Origin of the sequence: Cephaloticoccus primus (genome assembly GCF_001580015.1) — a bacterium.
Classification (GTDB): Bacteria; Verrucomicrobiota; Verrucomicrobiia; order Opitutales; family Opitutaceae; genus Cephaloticoccus; species Cephaloticoccus primus.
On record NZ_LSZQ01000069.1, the window covers coordinates 1 to 14,894 of the forward strand.

Annotated in this window: 11 protein-coding genes; 8 read left to right on the forward strand and 3 right to left on the reverse strand. The window is 64.6% G+C overall.

Annotation, left to right across the window (positions count from 1 at the left end):
* From AXK11_RS08905 to AXK11_RS08920, 4 genes are all read left to right on the forward strand, one after another.
* Positions 1–961, forward strand: a 961-nt coding sequence (locus tag AXK11_RS08905; protein WP_231865822.1) for a PEP-CTERM sorting domain-containing protein, incomplete at its 5' end; no start/stop codon positions are given.
* Between the two features lie 133 nt (positions 962–1,094).
* Positions 1,095–1,721, forward strand: a complete 627-nt coding sequence (locus AXK11_RS08910; protein WP_068631390.1) for a nucleotide exchange factor GrpE — start codon at positions 1,095–1,097, stop codon at positions 1,719–1,721.
* A gap of 9 nt (positions 1,722–1,730) precedes the next feature.
* Complete coding sequence (gene dnaJ, locus AXK11_RS08915) at positions 1,731–2,903, forward strand: molecular chaperone DnaJ (protein WP_068631392.1); 1,173 nt, start codon at positions 1,731–1,733, stop codon at positions 2,901–2,903.
* Positions 2,904–3,100: 197 nt separating this feature from the next.
* The gene (locus tag AXK11_RS08920; RefSeq protein ID WP_068631394.1) at positions 3,101–3,604 is read left to right on the forward strand and encodes an adenylyltransferase/cytidyltransferase family protein; all 504 of its coding nucleotides are present in this window, start codon (positions 3,101–3,103) and stop codon (positions 3,602–3,604) included.
* A gap of 173 nt (positions 3,605–3,777) precedes the next feature.
* On the opposite strand, the gene AXK11_RS10310 is transcribed toward AXK11_RS08920, so the two are convergent.
* Complete coding sequence (locus AXK11_RS10310; RefSeq protein ID WP_068631395.1) at positions 3,778–5,298, reverse strand: CobW family GTP-binding protein; 1,521 nt, start codon at positions 5,296–5,298, stop codon at positions 3,778–3,780.
* 190 nt (positions 5,299–5,488) lie between these two features.
* Between AXK11_RS10310 and rsmG the strand changes: the two genes are divergently transcribed.
* The 4 genes from rsmG (at position 5,489) to AXK11_RS08945 (ending at position 9,368) form a co-directional block, all read left to right on the forward strand.
* Positions 5,489–6,202, forward strand: coding sequence for a 16S rRNA (guanine(527)-N(7))-methyltransferase RsmG (gene rsmG, locus AXK11_RS08930; RefSeq protein ID WP_197456868.1), 714 nt, complete (start codon positions 5,489–5,491; stop codon positions 6,200–6,202).
* A gap of 117 nt (positions 6,203–6,319) precedes the next feature.
* Positions 6,320–7,366 carry a YeiH family protein gene (locus AXK11_RS08935; protein ID WP_068631397.1) on the forward strand — a complete coding sequence of 349 codons (1,047 nt, stop codon included), beginning with the start codon at positions 6,320–6,322 and terminating at the stop codon, positions 7,364–7,366.
* A gap of 74 nt (positions 7,367–7,440) precedes the next feature.
* The gene (locus AXK11_RS08940; protein WP_068631399.1) at positions 7,441–8,349 is read left to right on the forward strand and encodes a LysR family transcriptional regulator; all 909 of its coding nucleotides are present in this window, start codon (positions 7,441–7,443) and stop codon (positions 8,347–8,349) included.
* A gap of 224 nt (positions 8,350–8,573) precedes the next feature.
* Positions 8,574–9,368: a CAAX protease gene (locus AXK11_RS08945; protein ID WP_156469299.1), complete on the forward strand. Its 795-nt coding sequence runs from the start codon at positions 8,574–8,576 to the stop codon at positions 9,366–9,368.
* Here the strand turns inward: AXK11_RS08945 and AXK11_RS08950 are convergent.
* Positions 9,365–11,605: a copper-translocating P-type ATPase gene (locus AXK11_RS08950; protein WP_068631402.1), complete on the reverse strand. Its 2,241-nt coding sequence runs from the start codon at positions 11,603–11,605 to the stop codon at positions 9,365–9,367. The genes AXK11_RS08945 and AXK11_RS08950 overlap by 4 nt on opposite strands.
* Positions 11,595–14,816 carry an efflux RND transporter permease subunit gene (locus AXK11_RS08955; protein ID WP_068631404.1) on the reverse strand — a complete coding sequence of 1,074 codons (3,222 nt, stop codon included), beginning with the start codon at positions 14,814–14,816 and terminating at the stop codon, positions 11,595–11,597. Before AXK11_RS08955 ends, AXK11_RS08950 begins: the two co-directional genes overlap by 11 nt.
* Positions 14,817–14,894 lie beyond the last annotated feature (78 nt).

Sequence of the window (14,894 nt, forward strand, 5' to 3'; positions counted from 1 at the left end):
GGCGCGAAATTTTCCCGAACCCCAGTGGGATAAATATGAAAAGAAAAAGACTGCCGCGAGTGCGTGGAGTAACACTCAAGGTGTGACTTGGCCCGGTGGGGATGTGGGGAGCCGGGGCATTACTGTTAACACTGGTACGGGTATCGATATTCGGAGTAGCGTTACCTCCTCGGCCGGAGTGGTTAAGGTTTACTCGACTGTCTGGACTTATCACTGCTTGGCCTTTCATGCGCCGATAACTGACTATGGTAATAAGAGCGTTGGCCTGGACCTCTCCGCAGCAGCTAATGCACGAGGGGATATTGATATAACCGGCGCGAGCTCCAACACCTACACTGGCGATACATCTATCACAGGGAATGTGTTTGCTCAATTATTTAAAAAAAGTGGAGCCATCGCTATCCCTAAGGATATGTATATAAGAGATGGGGCTGTGGTCCAGGTCATGTACAACGAGCAGATTGCTAATGGATCTAAAGTCTCGCTTATCTCCAAGAGTCGGGCGAAAGCCTCTTCAATTGGCTTCCTGGGACAGTGGCAGACTGATATTAAAGAGACGATTGGGGAGCTGGCAGTGAGTGGGTATGGGGTGGTTGATTTCGGCTTCGATGGTAAAGCGAACGGTGAACAACTATGGCCTGCTGGGGATCACGGCAAACGTTGGTTTTACATAGATGACTTATATATCTCTTACGGTAGCCTTCTGACGATTAAGAACTGGAAGTATGGGCGGGACTTCCTCCTCGTGAAGAAGGGTACTTGGAATCTGGAGGAGATGCTCAAGCGGATGGAGTTTGAGGGCTACGACCGAAACGCCATCCACTTGGAAAGTTTCAATTGGGAATACTGGCAAATCTCCGGAGCACCCGAGCCTGCGACCTACGGGGCGGTCCTCAGCATCGCGGTCCTCAGCGCCTTCCTCCTCCGCAAACGCCGCAAGGCTTGCCTCGCGCGAGCGTGAACGACCCGAGGGAGCCCGCCTTCCAATAAAGGGGGCGCATTCCGGACGTGTCGCCTGCGGGCGACGCGCCAAATAAAAGGGGCGAAGCCCCCTTGAAGAATGGGGAAACCTGTGAATCTAATGCCCGCTTACTATGAGCAGAGCGAATTCTGAAGACACCGAGCCAAAGACCCACACTACGACTACAGCCGACCCCGACGTGAAGGCAGAGGAGGGGGCAGGTACGCCGCCTGCGGAGCAGGCGCAGGCCCAGTCGGGCGAAGGCGCGGCGCCTGCCGCGGACCCGCTCGAAGCGGCCAAGGCCGAAGCCGCTGCGCTGCAAGACCGCTACCTGCGCGCCGTGGCCGATCACGAAAATTTCCGCAAGCGCGTGGCCCGCGAAAAGGACGAGCTGCGCCAGTACGCAGCCTCGCGCGTGCTCGAAGACCTGCTGCCCGTGCTCGACAACCTGGGCCTCGGGCTCGCTGCTGCCGCCCAGCCGGGCGCCGACGTCAAGTCACTGCGTGAGGGCGTGGCGATGGTGCAGACGCAGCTCAAGGCCGCGCTCGAACAGCACGGGCTAAAGGAGATCGACCCGGCGGGCCAAGCCTTTGACGCGCACCAGCACGAGGCGCTGTCGCAAGCGCCGAGCGCGGAGGTCGCCGAGGGCGATGTGCTCCAGGTCATCCGCGTCGGCTATTCGCTGAACGGTCGGCTGCTGCGCCCGGCGTCGGTCGTCGTTTCGAGCGGGGCTGCCGCCAATTCCGGGGAGGGCAAATAAGACACGCGTATGGCTGCAAAGGAAGATTACTACGCGCTGCTCGGCGTCGGCAAAACTGCGACGGCGGACGAGCTGAAGAAGGCGTACCGCAAGAAAGCCGTCCAGTACCATCCGGACAAAAACCCGGGGAATAAGGAGGCCGAGGAGATGTTTAAAAAAGTCTCCGAGGCCTACGATGTGCTCAGCGATGCCGATAAACGCGCCGCCTACGACCGCTACGGTCACGCTGCATTTCAGGGCGGTATGGGCGGGGCTGGTGGGGCACGCGGTGCGGGCGGCGGCGGTTTTCACGACCCCTTCGACATCTTTCGCGAGGTCTTTGGCCGCCAGGCGGGCGGTATGGGCGGCAGCGGCGGTTTCTTTGATGAAATGTTTGGCGGCGGCGGTGGCGGGCGCGCCCAGGCAGGCCGCGACGGCGCCGACCTGCGCTACGATCTGGAGATCAGCCTCGAAGAAGCTGCGCGCGGCGCGGAGAGGGAGATCTCCTTTCGCCGCGCGGTGGCCTGCGACCACTGTCACGGCAGCGGGGCCGAGCCCGGGTCGAAGACGGTGACCTGCCCGACCTGCGGCGGTACGGGCCAGGTGCGCCGCTCTGGCGGGATCATCACCTTTACCCAAGTCTGCCCGACCTGTGGCGGCACGGGCCAAAAAATCGAAAAACCCTGCACCAAGTGCCACGGCGAAGGCCGCGTGCAAAAAACCACCAAGCTCAAGGTCAACATCCCTGCGGGGGTGGATACCGGCTCGCGGCTGCGCTCCGTCGGCAGCGGCGAGGCGGGTGTGCAAGGCGGCCAGACAGGCGACCTCTACATCGTCCTCACGGTGCGCGAGCACGAGCTCTTCGAACGGCACGGCGACGACCTGTTTTGCGAGATCCCGATCAAGTTCACGCTTGCCACGCTCGGCGGCTCGATCGAGGTGCCGACGCTCTTCGGCAAGGCCACGCTGAAAATCCCCGCAGGCACGCAGAGCGGCACGACCTTCCGGCTGCGCGAAAAGGGCATGCCCTCGCTGCGCGGGCGGCGGCAGGGCGACCAGCTCGTGCGCGTACACGTCGAGGTGCCGACCTCGCTCAGTGGCGAACAGCGCAAGGTGCTGGAGGAGTTTGCCAAGCTCAGCGGCGACGCACCCAGCGAACCGGCCTCGAAGAGTTTTTTTGAAAAAGCCAAAAAGTTCTTTTAGCGCGTAGCTCGCGCAAGGCGGCGCGGGCGCATCGCACACACGATGGCGTGCCGCTCGCTACCGCCCGCCCGCGCGCGCCGAGAGCCGCAGGCGGAACACCGCGATCTACTACTCGACCTCACCGCCTGTTCGCCCGCCTGGTGTGCGGGTGCTCTCGCGCAGCACACCGCACTTTGCGATCAATCCCCACACGCCCTATGCACCACGCGCTCGAAACCCCAAAGCTCCTGAGCCTCGCCGAGGCGGTCGCCGCGCGCGCGGCACTGCGCCGTGCGGGCAAGCGCGCGGTCCTGACCAATGGCGTTTTCGACCTGCTGCACCCGGGCCACCTCTACTCGCTCGCTGCTGCGCGGCGGCTGGGCGACGCACTGTTTGTGGCGATCAATAGCGATGCCAGCGTGCGCGCGCTCAAAGGCCCCACGCGCCCGATCCTCAGCGAAGCGCAGCGCGCCTACGCGCTCGCCGCGCTGGAGTGCGTCGATGCCGTGCTGGTGTTTGACAGCGAACGGCTGACCGAGGAAATCCGCGCCCTCGCTCCCGACGTGTACGCCAAGGCGGGCGACTACACTCTGGAGACGCTCAACTCGCAGGAACGCGCCGAGCTCGAACGCTGCGGCGCCCAGATTTCCTTCCTGCCCTTTCTCCCCGGCTTTAGCACCACCACCCTGATCGAGAAAATCCGTGCCGCAGGCGAAGCCTGATAAGCGGCCACCCTGCCGCCCCTCCTTCGTTCGCCCTGGCCGCCAAGGCAAAGCGATTACCCACTTGGGCGATTTTTTCAGTTAACGGGTAAAACCACCGGATGCAGTGGGGCGGTGGCAGCCGAAGCGGGAGGGGCGAAGGCTCCCTTATTTTTGGGGAGGCTTCATTTCGGTTAGGTTACGAGGCAGTCGCGGAAGGCGGTGGTGAGGGCTTCGCGGTCGAGGTCGCGGCCGATGAAGACGAGGGTGTTTTGGCGCGGCTCGCCGGAGGCCCATTCGCGGTCAAACTTGGCGTCGAAGAGCATGTGCACGCCCTGGAAGACGAGGCGTTTATTGGAGCCCTTCACCGAGAGGACGCCTTTCATCCGGTAGATGTCGCCGCCCTTGGTGCGGAGCAGCTCGCTGATCCAGTCGTTGAGGCGTTTGGGGTCGAGCTCGCCGCCGTGGTTGATGCCGACCGAGCTGACAGCATCGCTGTGGGTGTGCGCGGCGTGAAAGTCCTGCTGCCAATCGGCGCGGATGGGCTGCTCGGCGCGGTGGCCGTCGGCGTGTTTTTCGTAAATGTGCAGGGGGATCTCGCCGTGCTGCGCGAAAATGAGGTAGTGCCCGCTGCGCTCGATTTTTAGCGGGAAGTGGCCGTGACCGTCGTGCAGGCAGAGGCGCTGGAGGGCGGTGCCGGGGAGGACGGCTTCGCCTTCCTTGAGGCGCGTCTCCCAATCGGAAAAACTGGCAACGGCGACTTTGATCGCGGCCGCAGTGGGGGCGTGCCCGGCAGCGCGCTGACCTGCAGCGGGGATTTCGGGGATGGGCAGAACGACCAGGTCGAGCTCGTTTTCGTTTCCGTGATGATGGTGGTGGTGCGGCCCGCTGTGGCCCTCGCTGTGGTCGCCGTGATCGTGATGCGCGTGCGGCTCCTCGCCCTCGTGGTGATGTGGGGTTCCGTGAGTGTGCTCATGATCGTGTGCGTCGTGGTGGTGATGGCCGACGACGAGTTCGTGAGTGCCTGCGGGGAGCGTGTAGGCGCTGGCCGCTTCGAAGGGGTACTCGATGTCGAGGAACTGCGGGTCGAGCTCGGTCGCGCGGCTGAGGTTGAAGCCGCCCACGTCGAGCACGTGCGTGAGTGGGAGCTCGCAGTTTTGGGTGCGGTGCAGGCGTGCGACGGCGTTGATGCCGCGGATGCGTTTCTCCAGCGCGTCGAGCTCGGCAGGGGCGACGAGGTCGGCCTTGTTGAGAAGGATCACATCGGCAAAGGCGACTTGCTTCTGCGCTTCGTCTTCCACGCCGAGGTGCTGCTCAATGTGTTTGGCGTCGACGACCGTGACGATCGCGTCGATGCGGAAGTGCTCGCGCATTTCCTCGTCGGTGAAAAACGTCTGTGCAACGGGGGCGGGGTTGGCCATGCCGGTGGTCTCGATGAGGATGGCGTCGAGCCGGTCCTTGCGTTTGAGGAGGCGGCCGAGGATGCGGATCAAGTCGCCGCGCACGGTGCAGCAGATGCAGCCGTTGTTCATCTCGAAGATCTCTTCGTCGCTCTGGATCACGAGCTGGTTGTCGACGCCGACTTCGCCGAACTCGTTTTCGATGACGGCGATTTTCTTGCCGTGGTTCTCGTTAAGGATCCGGTTGAGCAGCGTGGTCTTACCGGCTCCGAGAAAACCAGTGAGGACGGTGACGGGGATGGGAGCGTTGGGCATAAGGCGAAGTGGGCTGGGGGCGGAGGCGTTGTGACGTGTGTGTGGTACGTGAGATATGGAGAGGAGGCCGATAATACCGAATGGCGCAAGTGGCGTGCATGCACGCCCGGGAGAATGGACGGCACAGCGCAGCCGCCGCCCTCCGCAAAGTCCCTTGATTCGCCCCGGTGCTCCGGCATGGCTATGCGGGATGAGCCGTGCTGAAACTTTGCCAATGGAGCTGCCGCTGGTGCGTGAGTTTTTCCCCGAGCTGGCGGCGGCCGGCGTGGTCGGGCAGTTGGGGCGCCTGGGCGCGAGCGTGCAGCAGTGGAATGCGCGGCTAAACCTGATCTCGCGAAAGGACGCCGAGCATATCGAGGAGCACCACATCCTGCATGCGCTGACGCTGACCAAGGTCCTGCGGCCGGGCGCGGGCGCGAGCTTCGCAGACCTGGGAACGGGCGGCGGCTTCCCGGGGCTGGTGCTGGCGATTTGTTATCCGCAGTGCCGATTCACGCTCGTGGACTCGGTCGGTAAAAAAATCGCCGCCGTGCAGGAGATCGCGCGCGAGCTGGGCTTGGAAAACGTGATCGGGCGCGCCCAGCGTGCGGAAACGCTGCGCGAGAAATTCGACTACGTGACGGGCCGCGCCGTGACTGCGCTGCCGAAGTTTCTTGGCTGGGCGCAGCCGCTGCTGAAGTTGGCGCGTGCACCCACGGCTTCCGCAGGGGAGCCGCCAAACACGGGTGTTTACTATTTCAAGGGCACGCTGTGGCGCGAAGAGCTCGCCGGCAGCCCGCAGCAGCCCGCCTCGGTCTGGCCGCTGGAGGCGTGGGTGCCGCGTCCCTTTTTCGCCGAGAAATTCCTGCTGCATTTTCCGCCCGCTCCACTAACTCAGTGGGCCTTCAGGGCGCCCGTAGCTTGACTGGCGATTAGCCCGAAAGTTAGCCGGTGTGGTCGTGCTCCCGATAACTTAAAGTTATGGGGGATCAGATAACGGTATTTCCCGAAATGCGAGGCGTGGCGGTATTCTTGGGGCGTGATGATTTCGCGCATTCGTCGTTTTGTGCCCGCGCTGGTTTTGGTGGCCCTGATTGCTTCGCTGGCGTTGTGGGGTGAGTCGCTGCCGCTGCTGCGGCATGTGGGTGCGCTGGCCTTGGCGTTGTTGCTGGGGTTGGGGCTGCGCGTATTGTGGCGCGTTCCCGAAGCGTATGTTGCGGGCGTGAGCTGGGCGGCCCGGGCCTTGCTGCGCTGGGGGATTGTGCTGCTGGGTGTGCGGCTGGATTTGATGTTGGTGTGGGAGGCGGGCGTGGCGATTTTGGCGATTAGCGCTTCGGTGGTGTTGTGCGGTTTGATTGGGATTTCGTGGTTGGGGCGGCGGCTGGGACTGGGCCCCGTGTTGGCGATGTTGATCGCGGTGGATAGCTCGATTTGCGGCGGCTCGGCCGTAGCGGCAGCGGCGCCGGTGGTCGGCGCGCGCGAGCGCGACGTAGCCCTGGTGGTGCCGATGTGCAGTTTGCTGGGGACGGTGCTGATGTTGGGCTACACGGTGGTGCAGCAGTGGTGGCCGCTCTCGGAGTTGCGTTATGGCGTGTTGGTCGGGGCTTCGCTGCATGAGGTCGCGCAGGTGGTGGCGGCAGTGACGCCTTTTGCGGGAGCGGTGGAGCCGGGGATGGTGGCCAAGCTCAGTCGCGTGGCGCTGTTGGTTCCGGCTGTGGCGGTGTTGGGCTGGGTGTGGGGGCGCGCCAGTGGGGGTAAAAGTCGTGAACCAAACGCAGCGCCCGCGCGGAAAGTCAGCTCTGCACCGGCTGCGCCGCGCCCTTGGTTCGTGCTCGGTTTTTTTGCGGTGAGCTTGGCAAACACGGTTTTCTTGCACGCTTGGCCAGAGGCTCGCGGGCTTGTGGAACAGGTCGACGGGCTGCTGCTTCACAGCGCGGTTTTCCTCATGGCAATGGCGATGGCGGCGATGGGGCTGGGCACCGATTTCGCGCATTTGCGTGAGAATGGGCTGCGCGCTTTTGCCTGTGCACTGTTGGGCTGGTTGGGGATTGCGGGACTGGTCGCGGCCGAGCTTGCGGTGTTTACCTGAGTGCGCGCGTGGTCTGTTTTTTGCGTCAAACACCGCCCTGCTTTCCTCCACATTTCCCCAATCGATCAAAGCCGATGTCGGACTATCGTTTGCATGTTTTCAAAATCGCTGCCGAGGTGCTCAACTTCACGCGTGCGGCGCGCGAGCTGCACATCTCGCAGCCGGCGGTGACGCAGCACATCAAGCAGCTCGAAGAGCACTACGGGCAGGCGCTGTTTGTGCGTGGGGCGGCGGGGCTGAGCCTCACGCCGAGCGGGCAGCTCCTCCACGAGCATGCGGTGCAGTGCGAGGCCGTGGAGGCCGAGCTTGAGGCAAGGCTGCGTGCGGATGCACCGTTGTTGAGCGGGACTTTGAAAATCGCGGCTTCGACGACGATTGCGCAATACCTGCTGCCGCGCTGGCTCGGGCGTTTCAAGCAGGCGCACCCGCAGGTGCGGCTCGATTTGCGCATGGGAAACACGGAGGAGGTGGGTGCGGCACTCGGTGCGCGTCGGGTCGAGCTGGGCTTGGTGGAGGGGCTCTACGCGCGGCGCGAGTTGAAGGCGCAGCCGTTTTGGGAGGACGAGATCGTCGTCGTCGCTTCGCCGCGGCATCCGCTCGCACAGAAGCGGCGATTGGGGTTGGCCGATCTCGCCGCCGCGCCGTGGGTGCTGCGCGAGCCGGGCTCGGGCACGCGAGCGGTGGTCGAGCGAGCCCTCAAGCGTGCGCGCGTGAACCCGAAAAAGCTGAATGTCGTCCTCGAAAGCTGGAGTAGCGAGACGATCAAGGGCGTTGTCGAAACGGGCGCGGGGCTGGCTTTCTTGTCGCGGCTGGCACTGCGGCACGAGTTGACGGTGGGCACGTTGGTCGTGCTGCCGGTGGCGGGATTTTCCATCAAGCGCGACTTGCAGCTCCTGCGGCCGCAAGGGCCGCCGGCCATCGGGCCGGTGCGTCACTTCGCGGACTTTCTCTTCGAGGCGGCCAAGGCCGACCTGACCGGGTGAGCGGGTTTCTGCATCCGATAAAATCGGGAGTTCCGCGGGCTGCGCTTCATTTGCTCTGGGCAAAAAAATCCCCGCCTCAAGGGCGGGGTGATGTGAGCGGGTTTTACATGGCAGGTCGTAGACTCGCGTCCATTGGAAGCTGCCACCAACCCCAGTGCTCACCGTCGTGAACCTGTATTTTCCGGCTGGCCTGTGTCAACTGGTTTCTTTGGCTTCAGGTCGACGTGTCCCATTCACTGCAATACCGACCGGTGTTGATTGACGAGCTCATCAGCGTTGAGCGCATTCGTAGCTACGAAGTCGTGTTTCATCCGGCTGACGATGCCGAATTGATGGGGGTGTATTTGTGGAATGCTCATGTATGCGGTGCGCTGTACCCTCTGATCAGCGCCGTCGAAGTCTCATTGAGAAATGCGATTGATCACGCGCTTATGGCTGAGCTGGGTGAGTTCTGGTGGGTGGGCAACCGGCTGAGGTATCGTTCGTTTGGCTCAGGTAACCCACCCCCGCAGGCGATGCAGGTCATCAGGGCGAATTTTACCAAGGCGACGAACAGCTACATTATTGATCAACGCCGCCGTCATAAACGGCGGGGGCGGGTGGAGCCGTTGCACAACGACGTCATTGGGAAAACCGAGTTCTCCACTTGGCAGTTTATGCTGGATGCCGAGTTCTTGGGACGCGGGCTGATCTGGCCAAAGCTCTTGTCGATCGTATTTCGCGGGCCGTGGCCGACGCGTCAGGCGAGCGTACTGCTCACTCGAGTGAGGGGGCTTGTCTTCATGCTGCGCGAGTTTCGGAACCGCCTGTTTCACAACGAGCCTGCCTGGAAAGGCTATGGAGTAAAGAGCGAGGCCGACGCCTTGGCGCATCTGCAAGAGCAGATCCGAAAAGTGGAGGGGCTGCTGGCATTGATTCACCCCGAGTGCTTACGCTTGCTGCGGCTAAGCGGGCTGCTGCGGGCGGCGCAGCGGGCCTGCACTCAGGGCGCGATCCGGCGTTTCCAGAGGCGCCTTTAAAACCTGAGGCGGCGGAGGCGCAGGGCGTTGGTGACGACGCTGAGGGAGGAAAGGCTCATGGCTACGCTGGCGAGCATCGGGCTGAGCAGCCAGCCGCTGAGCGGGAAGAGGAGTCCGGCGGCGATGGGCAGGCCCGCGCTGTTGTAGGCAAAGGCCCAGAAGAGATTTTGGCGGATGTTGCGCAAGGTGGCGCGGCTGAGCGTGGTCGCGCGGGCGAGTGCGGCGAGGTCGCCCTTTACTAGGATGAGGCCCGCACTGTGGATGGCGACTCCGGTGCCGGTGCCCATCGCGATGCCGACATCGGCGGCGGCCAGCGCGGGGGCGTCGTTGAGCCCGTCGCCCGCGAAGGCGACCCGCTCGCCGCGTGCCTGAATGCTGCGGACGAGGGCTTGCTTGTCGGCCGGGCTGAGTGCGGCGTGGACTTCGATGGGCCCGAGTTTTTGCGCGACGGCCTCGGCCGTTTCCTGCCGGTCGCCGGTCGCCATCACGATTTTGAAGCCCTGTTGTTTGAGTGCGGCGATTGCGGCGGGCGTGCTCGGCTTGATCGCATCGGCCAGTGCGATGAGCCCGGCAAATTGGCCGTCGATTTTTACGCTGACCAAAGTCTGGGACGCGGCAGCGGTTTCCGCTGCCTGCGCAGCCGGTGCTTGCTGCGCGTAGGCGGCGCTTTCGCTCGCACTGGCGCGGCCGATTTCGACTCGGCGGCCTGCGACTGTGGCGCGGACGCCTGCGCCGGGGCTGGCGAGAAAGTCGCTTGCGGGCAGCAGCGGGAGGCCGCGCTCGGCAGCCGCATGGACGATGGCTCGGGCGAGCGGATGTTCGCTAAAAGCTTCCGCCGAGGCGGCGAGCTGGAGCAGGGCTTTGTCCCTTTTTTGGGCGGCAGTGTCGCTGGCACTTCCGTCGCCTTTCCCGCGAAAACCGTCGACTGGGGTGACTGCGACGACTTCAGGGCGGCCTTGGGTGAGGGTTCCCGTTTTATCGATGACGAGAGTGCTCGCCTGCGAAAGGGCTTCGAGTGCGGCGGCATCTTTGACGAGGACACCGACTTGCGCGCCGCGGCCGATGCCGGTGACGAGCGAGACGGGCGTCGCCAGGCCCAGCGCGCAAGGGCACGCGATGATGAGCACGGCCACGGCATTGAGCAGGCCGTAAGTCCACGCGTGTTGGCTGCCGAGGAGGCCCCACGCGAAAAAAGTTACCACCGCGATTCCCAAAACGATGGGCACGAACCACGCGGAGACGCGGTCGGCGAGGCGGGCAATCGGTGGCTCGCTCTCAATCGCGTCTTCGACGAGGCGGACGATTTGGGCGAGGAGTGTATCTGCGCCTACGCGCTCGGCGCGGTAGCTGAAGCTGCCTGTGGTGTTGAGCGTGCCTGCGCTGAGCAGCTTGCCAGCGGTTTTCGTCACAGGGAGCGGCTCGCCGGTGAGCATGGATTCGTCGATCTCGGCGTTGTGCCCGGAGGCGAGGATGCCATCCACGGGGAGGTGCTCGCCGGGCCGCACGCGGAGCAGGTCGCCCGGGCGGATTTGCTCAACCGGCACGTCTTCCTCCTGGCCGTCTGCGCCGATCCGGTGCGCGATTTTTGGGGCGAGCTGCATGAGCGCGCGAATCGCTTCGTCGGTGCGCGCGTGGGTGCGTTGCTCGATGATCTGGCCGAGCAGGACGATTGTTGTAATAAAGGCGGTGGCCTCGAAATACAGCGGTGTGCCGTGCGCACCGCCGCGCAGCGCTTCGGGGAATAGCGGGGCCGCGAACAGGCTCGCCACACTGTACAGGTAGGCCGCGCCCGTGCCGGTGACGGTGAGCGTAAACATGTTGGTGTCGCGCTCGCGGATGGAGTACCACCAGCGGCGGATGAAGGGCGCCCCCGACCAGAAGAAGATGGGGGTGGTCAGCGCGAGCTGGAGCCAGCCGTTCACCGCAGCAGGCAGCCAGGCAAAGGCGCGCGGCAGGAGCATCTCGCCCATCGATAGCGCAAGAACGGGGATGGCGAGCGCGAGCGCGAGGTAGAAGCGCGGGCGCAGGTAGCGCTCGTGCGGCAGGCCCATGTACACGGGCGCAGTTGCTGCCGCCGCTGCCACGGAGGAGGAGCCTTCGGCCCGCTTGTCTTGCGGGCCGCTCGCTGGCGGCTCGGCGGTATGGCGGGTGGCGAGTTGCGCGGCGCTGCGGCTTGAGCAGCAAGCTGCGTTGCGTGGCGGTTGCGCTTCGTTTGGGGGCGTGTGGTCAGGACTCATGAGCTGCGGTGGTGGTGTTAGTTTTCAGTTTCCGCTCCTGGAGCCAGGCAAAGATGACGGGCGTGACGATGAGGATGTGGAGCAGCGAGGAGAGCATGCCGCCGACCACGGGAGCCGCGAGCGGGCGCATGACCTCGACGCCGCTGCGGTCGAGCCAGAACAACGGTGTGAGCGAGGCAATCGTGGTGGCGACGGTCATCACCTTGGGCCGCAGCCGCAGCCGCGCGCCTTCCTTGATGGCCGCGAGCAGGTCGCTGCGTGTAAACGTGGCACCGCGCGCGGCGACCTCGGCGCGACGTTTGGCGAGTGCTTCCTCCAGGTACACCACCATGATGACGCCAGTCTGGATGGCGGTGCCGAAGAGCGCGATGTAGCCGACCCACACCGCGACGCTGAAGGGGTAGCCGAGCAGCGCCTGGAGGAGGACGCCACCCGTCAACGCGAAGGGCACGGCGAGCAGCACGTGCGCGGCTTCGCTCGCAGACTTAAACGTCATGACGAGCAGGACAAAGATGATCCCGATCACCGCGGGGAAAATCAGCGCGAGCGTGCGCCGTGCGCGGAGCTGGTTTTCGTATTGGCCGGAGTATTCGAGCGTCTGCCCGGGGCCGAGCGTGAGCTCGCTGGCGAGCCGCGCCTTCACTTCGTCAACGAAGGAGCCTAGGTCGCGCCCTGCGACGTTGGCCTGCACGAAGACGCGCAGGCGGCCGTTTTCGCTGGCGATTTCGTTGGGCCCCACGGTGCGGCGGATGTCGGCCACCTGGGCCAGCCGCACCTTCGCTCCGGAGGGCGTGTTGAGCGCGAGCTCGCCGAGCTGGTCGATGTCGCTGCGGTCGGCGTGTTCGAGGCGCACCTGTATGGGCCAGCGCTCGCGCCCTTTAAGCGTGGTCGAGACCACGCGACCACCGATGCCCGCCTCGACGAGCTCGTAAAGCTGGCGCAGCGACAGCCCGTAGCGCGCGAGCGCTTCGCGGCGCGCGGCGATTTCTAGGTAGGGCTTGCCCTGCACTCGCGAGGGCGCGACGCCGACCGCCCCGTCGATGCCCGAGATGATGCGCTCGATCTCGAAGGCCTTTTCCTGAAGCGCGTCGAGATCCTGTCCGAAGAGCTTTACGCCGAGCTGGGCGCGGATGCCGGTACTCGTCATGAGGATCCGGTTTTCAATCGGCTGGAGAAAGCCGGGCACGTAGCCGGGTACCTGCATGAGGCGTGCACTGAGATCGGCGATGATCGAGTCCTTGGTCGTGCCCGCGGGCCACTCGCGCTGTGGCCTCAGCAAGATCGTGGTCTCGATCATCTCGACCGGTGCGGGGTCGGTGGCGGTCTCGGCGCGGCCCAGCTTTCCGGCGACAGAGGCGACCGCCGGGTGCTCGCTCATCACGCGGTCTTGCCAGGCCATGATGCGCTTCACCTCCGTGAGCGAGGTTGCGGGCAAGAGCACGGGCATGAAGAGCAGTGCACCTTCTTCGAGTGGCGGCATGAACTCGCTGCCAAATCCTTGCGTGCGCTGTGCGAGCGGCTCGGGCAGCCGTGCGCGCAGTCCGGCGGGCAGCCCGAAGGCGACGAGGCAGGAAAACGCGAGCAGCGCTGCCGCAGCGGCCAGCACGGTTTTTCGCCAGCGCAGCGCGGCATTGAGGAGCGGATCGTAGAGCCGCAGCAGCGCGCGCATCAGCCAGTTTTCGCTTTCGGGCGTGAAGGGCCCGCGCACCAGCAGCGTGCAAAACACGGGCACGGCGGTCACCGCCAGCAGCACCGCGCCGACGAGGGCAAAGGTCTTCGTGTAGGCGAGCGGGTGAAAGAGCTTCCCCTCCTGCCCGCTCAGCAGAAACACCGGCACGAAGGCGAGGATGATTACCAGCATCGAGAAGACCATCGGGCGGCCGACTTGCTTCGAGGCGGCGAGCGTGAGCTCGAAAATCTCGGCAGGGCGCAGCGCGCGCCCGCGCGTGGCAGTCGCTTGCTCGCAGTGGCGGATGACGTTTTCGGTCATCACGATCCCCGCATCGACAAGCACGCCGATAGAGATCGCGATCCCCGTTAGCGACATGATGTGCGAAGGGATGCCGAGCCGGTCCATCAGGATAAACGAAATGAGGATCGAGGCGGGCAGCGGCAGCGTGACGATCAGGATGCTGCGGAAGTGAAACAGGAACAGGATGTGCGCGAGCGTCACGAGGATCACCTCCTCGGTGAGCGCGTGTTTGAGCGTGTTGATGGCGCGGTCGATCAAGCCGCTGCGGTCGTAGCTGGCGACGATGCTGATGCCCGGGGGCAGCCCCGGCGCGAGTGCGGCCAGCCGCGCCTTTACGTCCTGGATGACGCGGTGCGCATTTCCGCCGTAGCGCATGACGACGATGCCGCCCACGACTTCGCGCCCGTCCACGTCGAGCGTACCGCGCCGGAAGTCGCCGCCGATTGAAACGCGGGCGACATCGCTGAGCCGCAGCGGTGTGCCGCCGCGCGCCGCGAGCGCGACCTGCTCCAGGTCCTCGGCACGCTCGATCAGGCCGACGCCGCGCACGATGTATTCGGCGGCGTTTTCCTCAATCGTGCGCCCGCCGACGTTGAGGTTGGCCGCTGCTACGGCGTCCATGATTTCGCCGAGCGTGAGGTCGTATTGCTGGAGCTTGAGCGAGGAAACCTCGACTTGCCACTGGCGCACGAAGCCGCCGATCGACGCGACCTCGGCCACACCCGGGACACTCGCCAGCTCGTAGCGCACATAGGTGTCTTGCAGGCTGCGCAGCGCGCCGAGGTCTTGGGCGCCGGACTCATCGTGCAGGTAGTATTGGTAAACCCAGCCGAGCCCGGTGGCATCGGGCCCGAGTCGGGCGACGACGCCGGATGGCAGCATCTCGCCCAGCGAATTGAGCCGCTCAAGGACGCGCGTGCGGGCGAAGTAGCTGTCCACCGCATCCTCGAAAATCACGGTCAGAAACGAGAACCCGAACATGGAGCTCGCGCGCACGCTCTTCACGCCCGCCAGCCCTTGGAGCGAGACGCTGAGAGGGTACGTGATCTGGTCTTCGACTTCTTGCGGTGAGCGCCCGGGCCAGTCGGCGTAGACGATGACCTGGTTTTCGGAGAGGTCGGGGAGCGCGTCGATCGGCACGCGCTGGAGGGCGACGATGCCCCACGCGCAGAGCGCGAGAAAGGCGGCGACGACGACGAAGCGGTTGTGCAGCGACCAGTGGATGAGGCGGTCAATCATGGCGGGCGGGTCGGGGGGAAGTGGTGCGAGCGAGCGTGTGTGTGGCCTTGTGGCGGAGTTCGCGTGTGCGCGCGGACG

Coding starts and splice junctions, on each gene's coding strand:
- AXK11_RS08935 (WP_068631397.1), top strand. CDS start 6,320: ATGATTTCGCGCATTCGTCGTTTTGTGCCCGCGCTGGTTTTGGTGGCC.
- AXK11_RS08950 (WP_068631402.1), bottom strand. CDS start 11,605: ATGAGTCCTGACCACACGCCCCCAAACGAAGCGCAACCGCCACGCAAC.
- dnaJ (WP_068631392.1), top strand. CDS start 1,731: ATGGCTGCAAAGGAAGATTACTACGCGCTGCTCGGCGTCGGCAAAACT.
- AXK11_RS10310 (WP_068631395.1), bottom strand. CDS start 5,298: ATGCCCAACGCTCCCATCCCCGTCACCGTCCTCACTGGTTTTCTCGGA.
- AXK11_RS08940 (WP_068631399.1), top strand. CDS start 7,441: ATGTCGGACTATCGTTTGCATGTTTTCAAAATCGCTGCCGAGGTGCTC.
- AXK11_RS08955 (WP_068631404.1), bottom strand. CDS start 14,816: ATGATTGACCGCCTCATCCACTGGTCGCTGCACAACCGCTTCGTCGTC.
- rsmG (WP_197456868.1), top strand. CDS start 5,489: ATGAGCCGTGCTGAAACTTTGCCAATGGAGCTGCCGCTGGTGCGTGAG.
- AXK11_RS08920 (WP_068631394.1), top strand. CDS start 3,101: ATGCACCACGCGCTCGAAACCCCAAAGCTCCTGAGCCTCGCCGAGGCG.
- AXK11_RS08910 (WP_068631390.1), top strand. CDS start 1,095: ATGAGCAGAGCGAATTCTGAAGACACCGAGCCAAAGACCCACACTACG.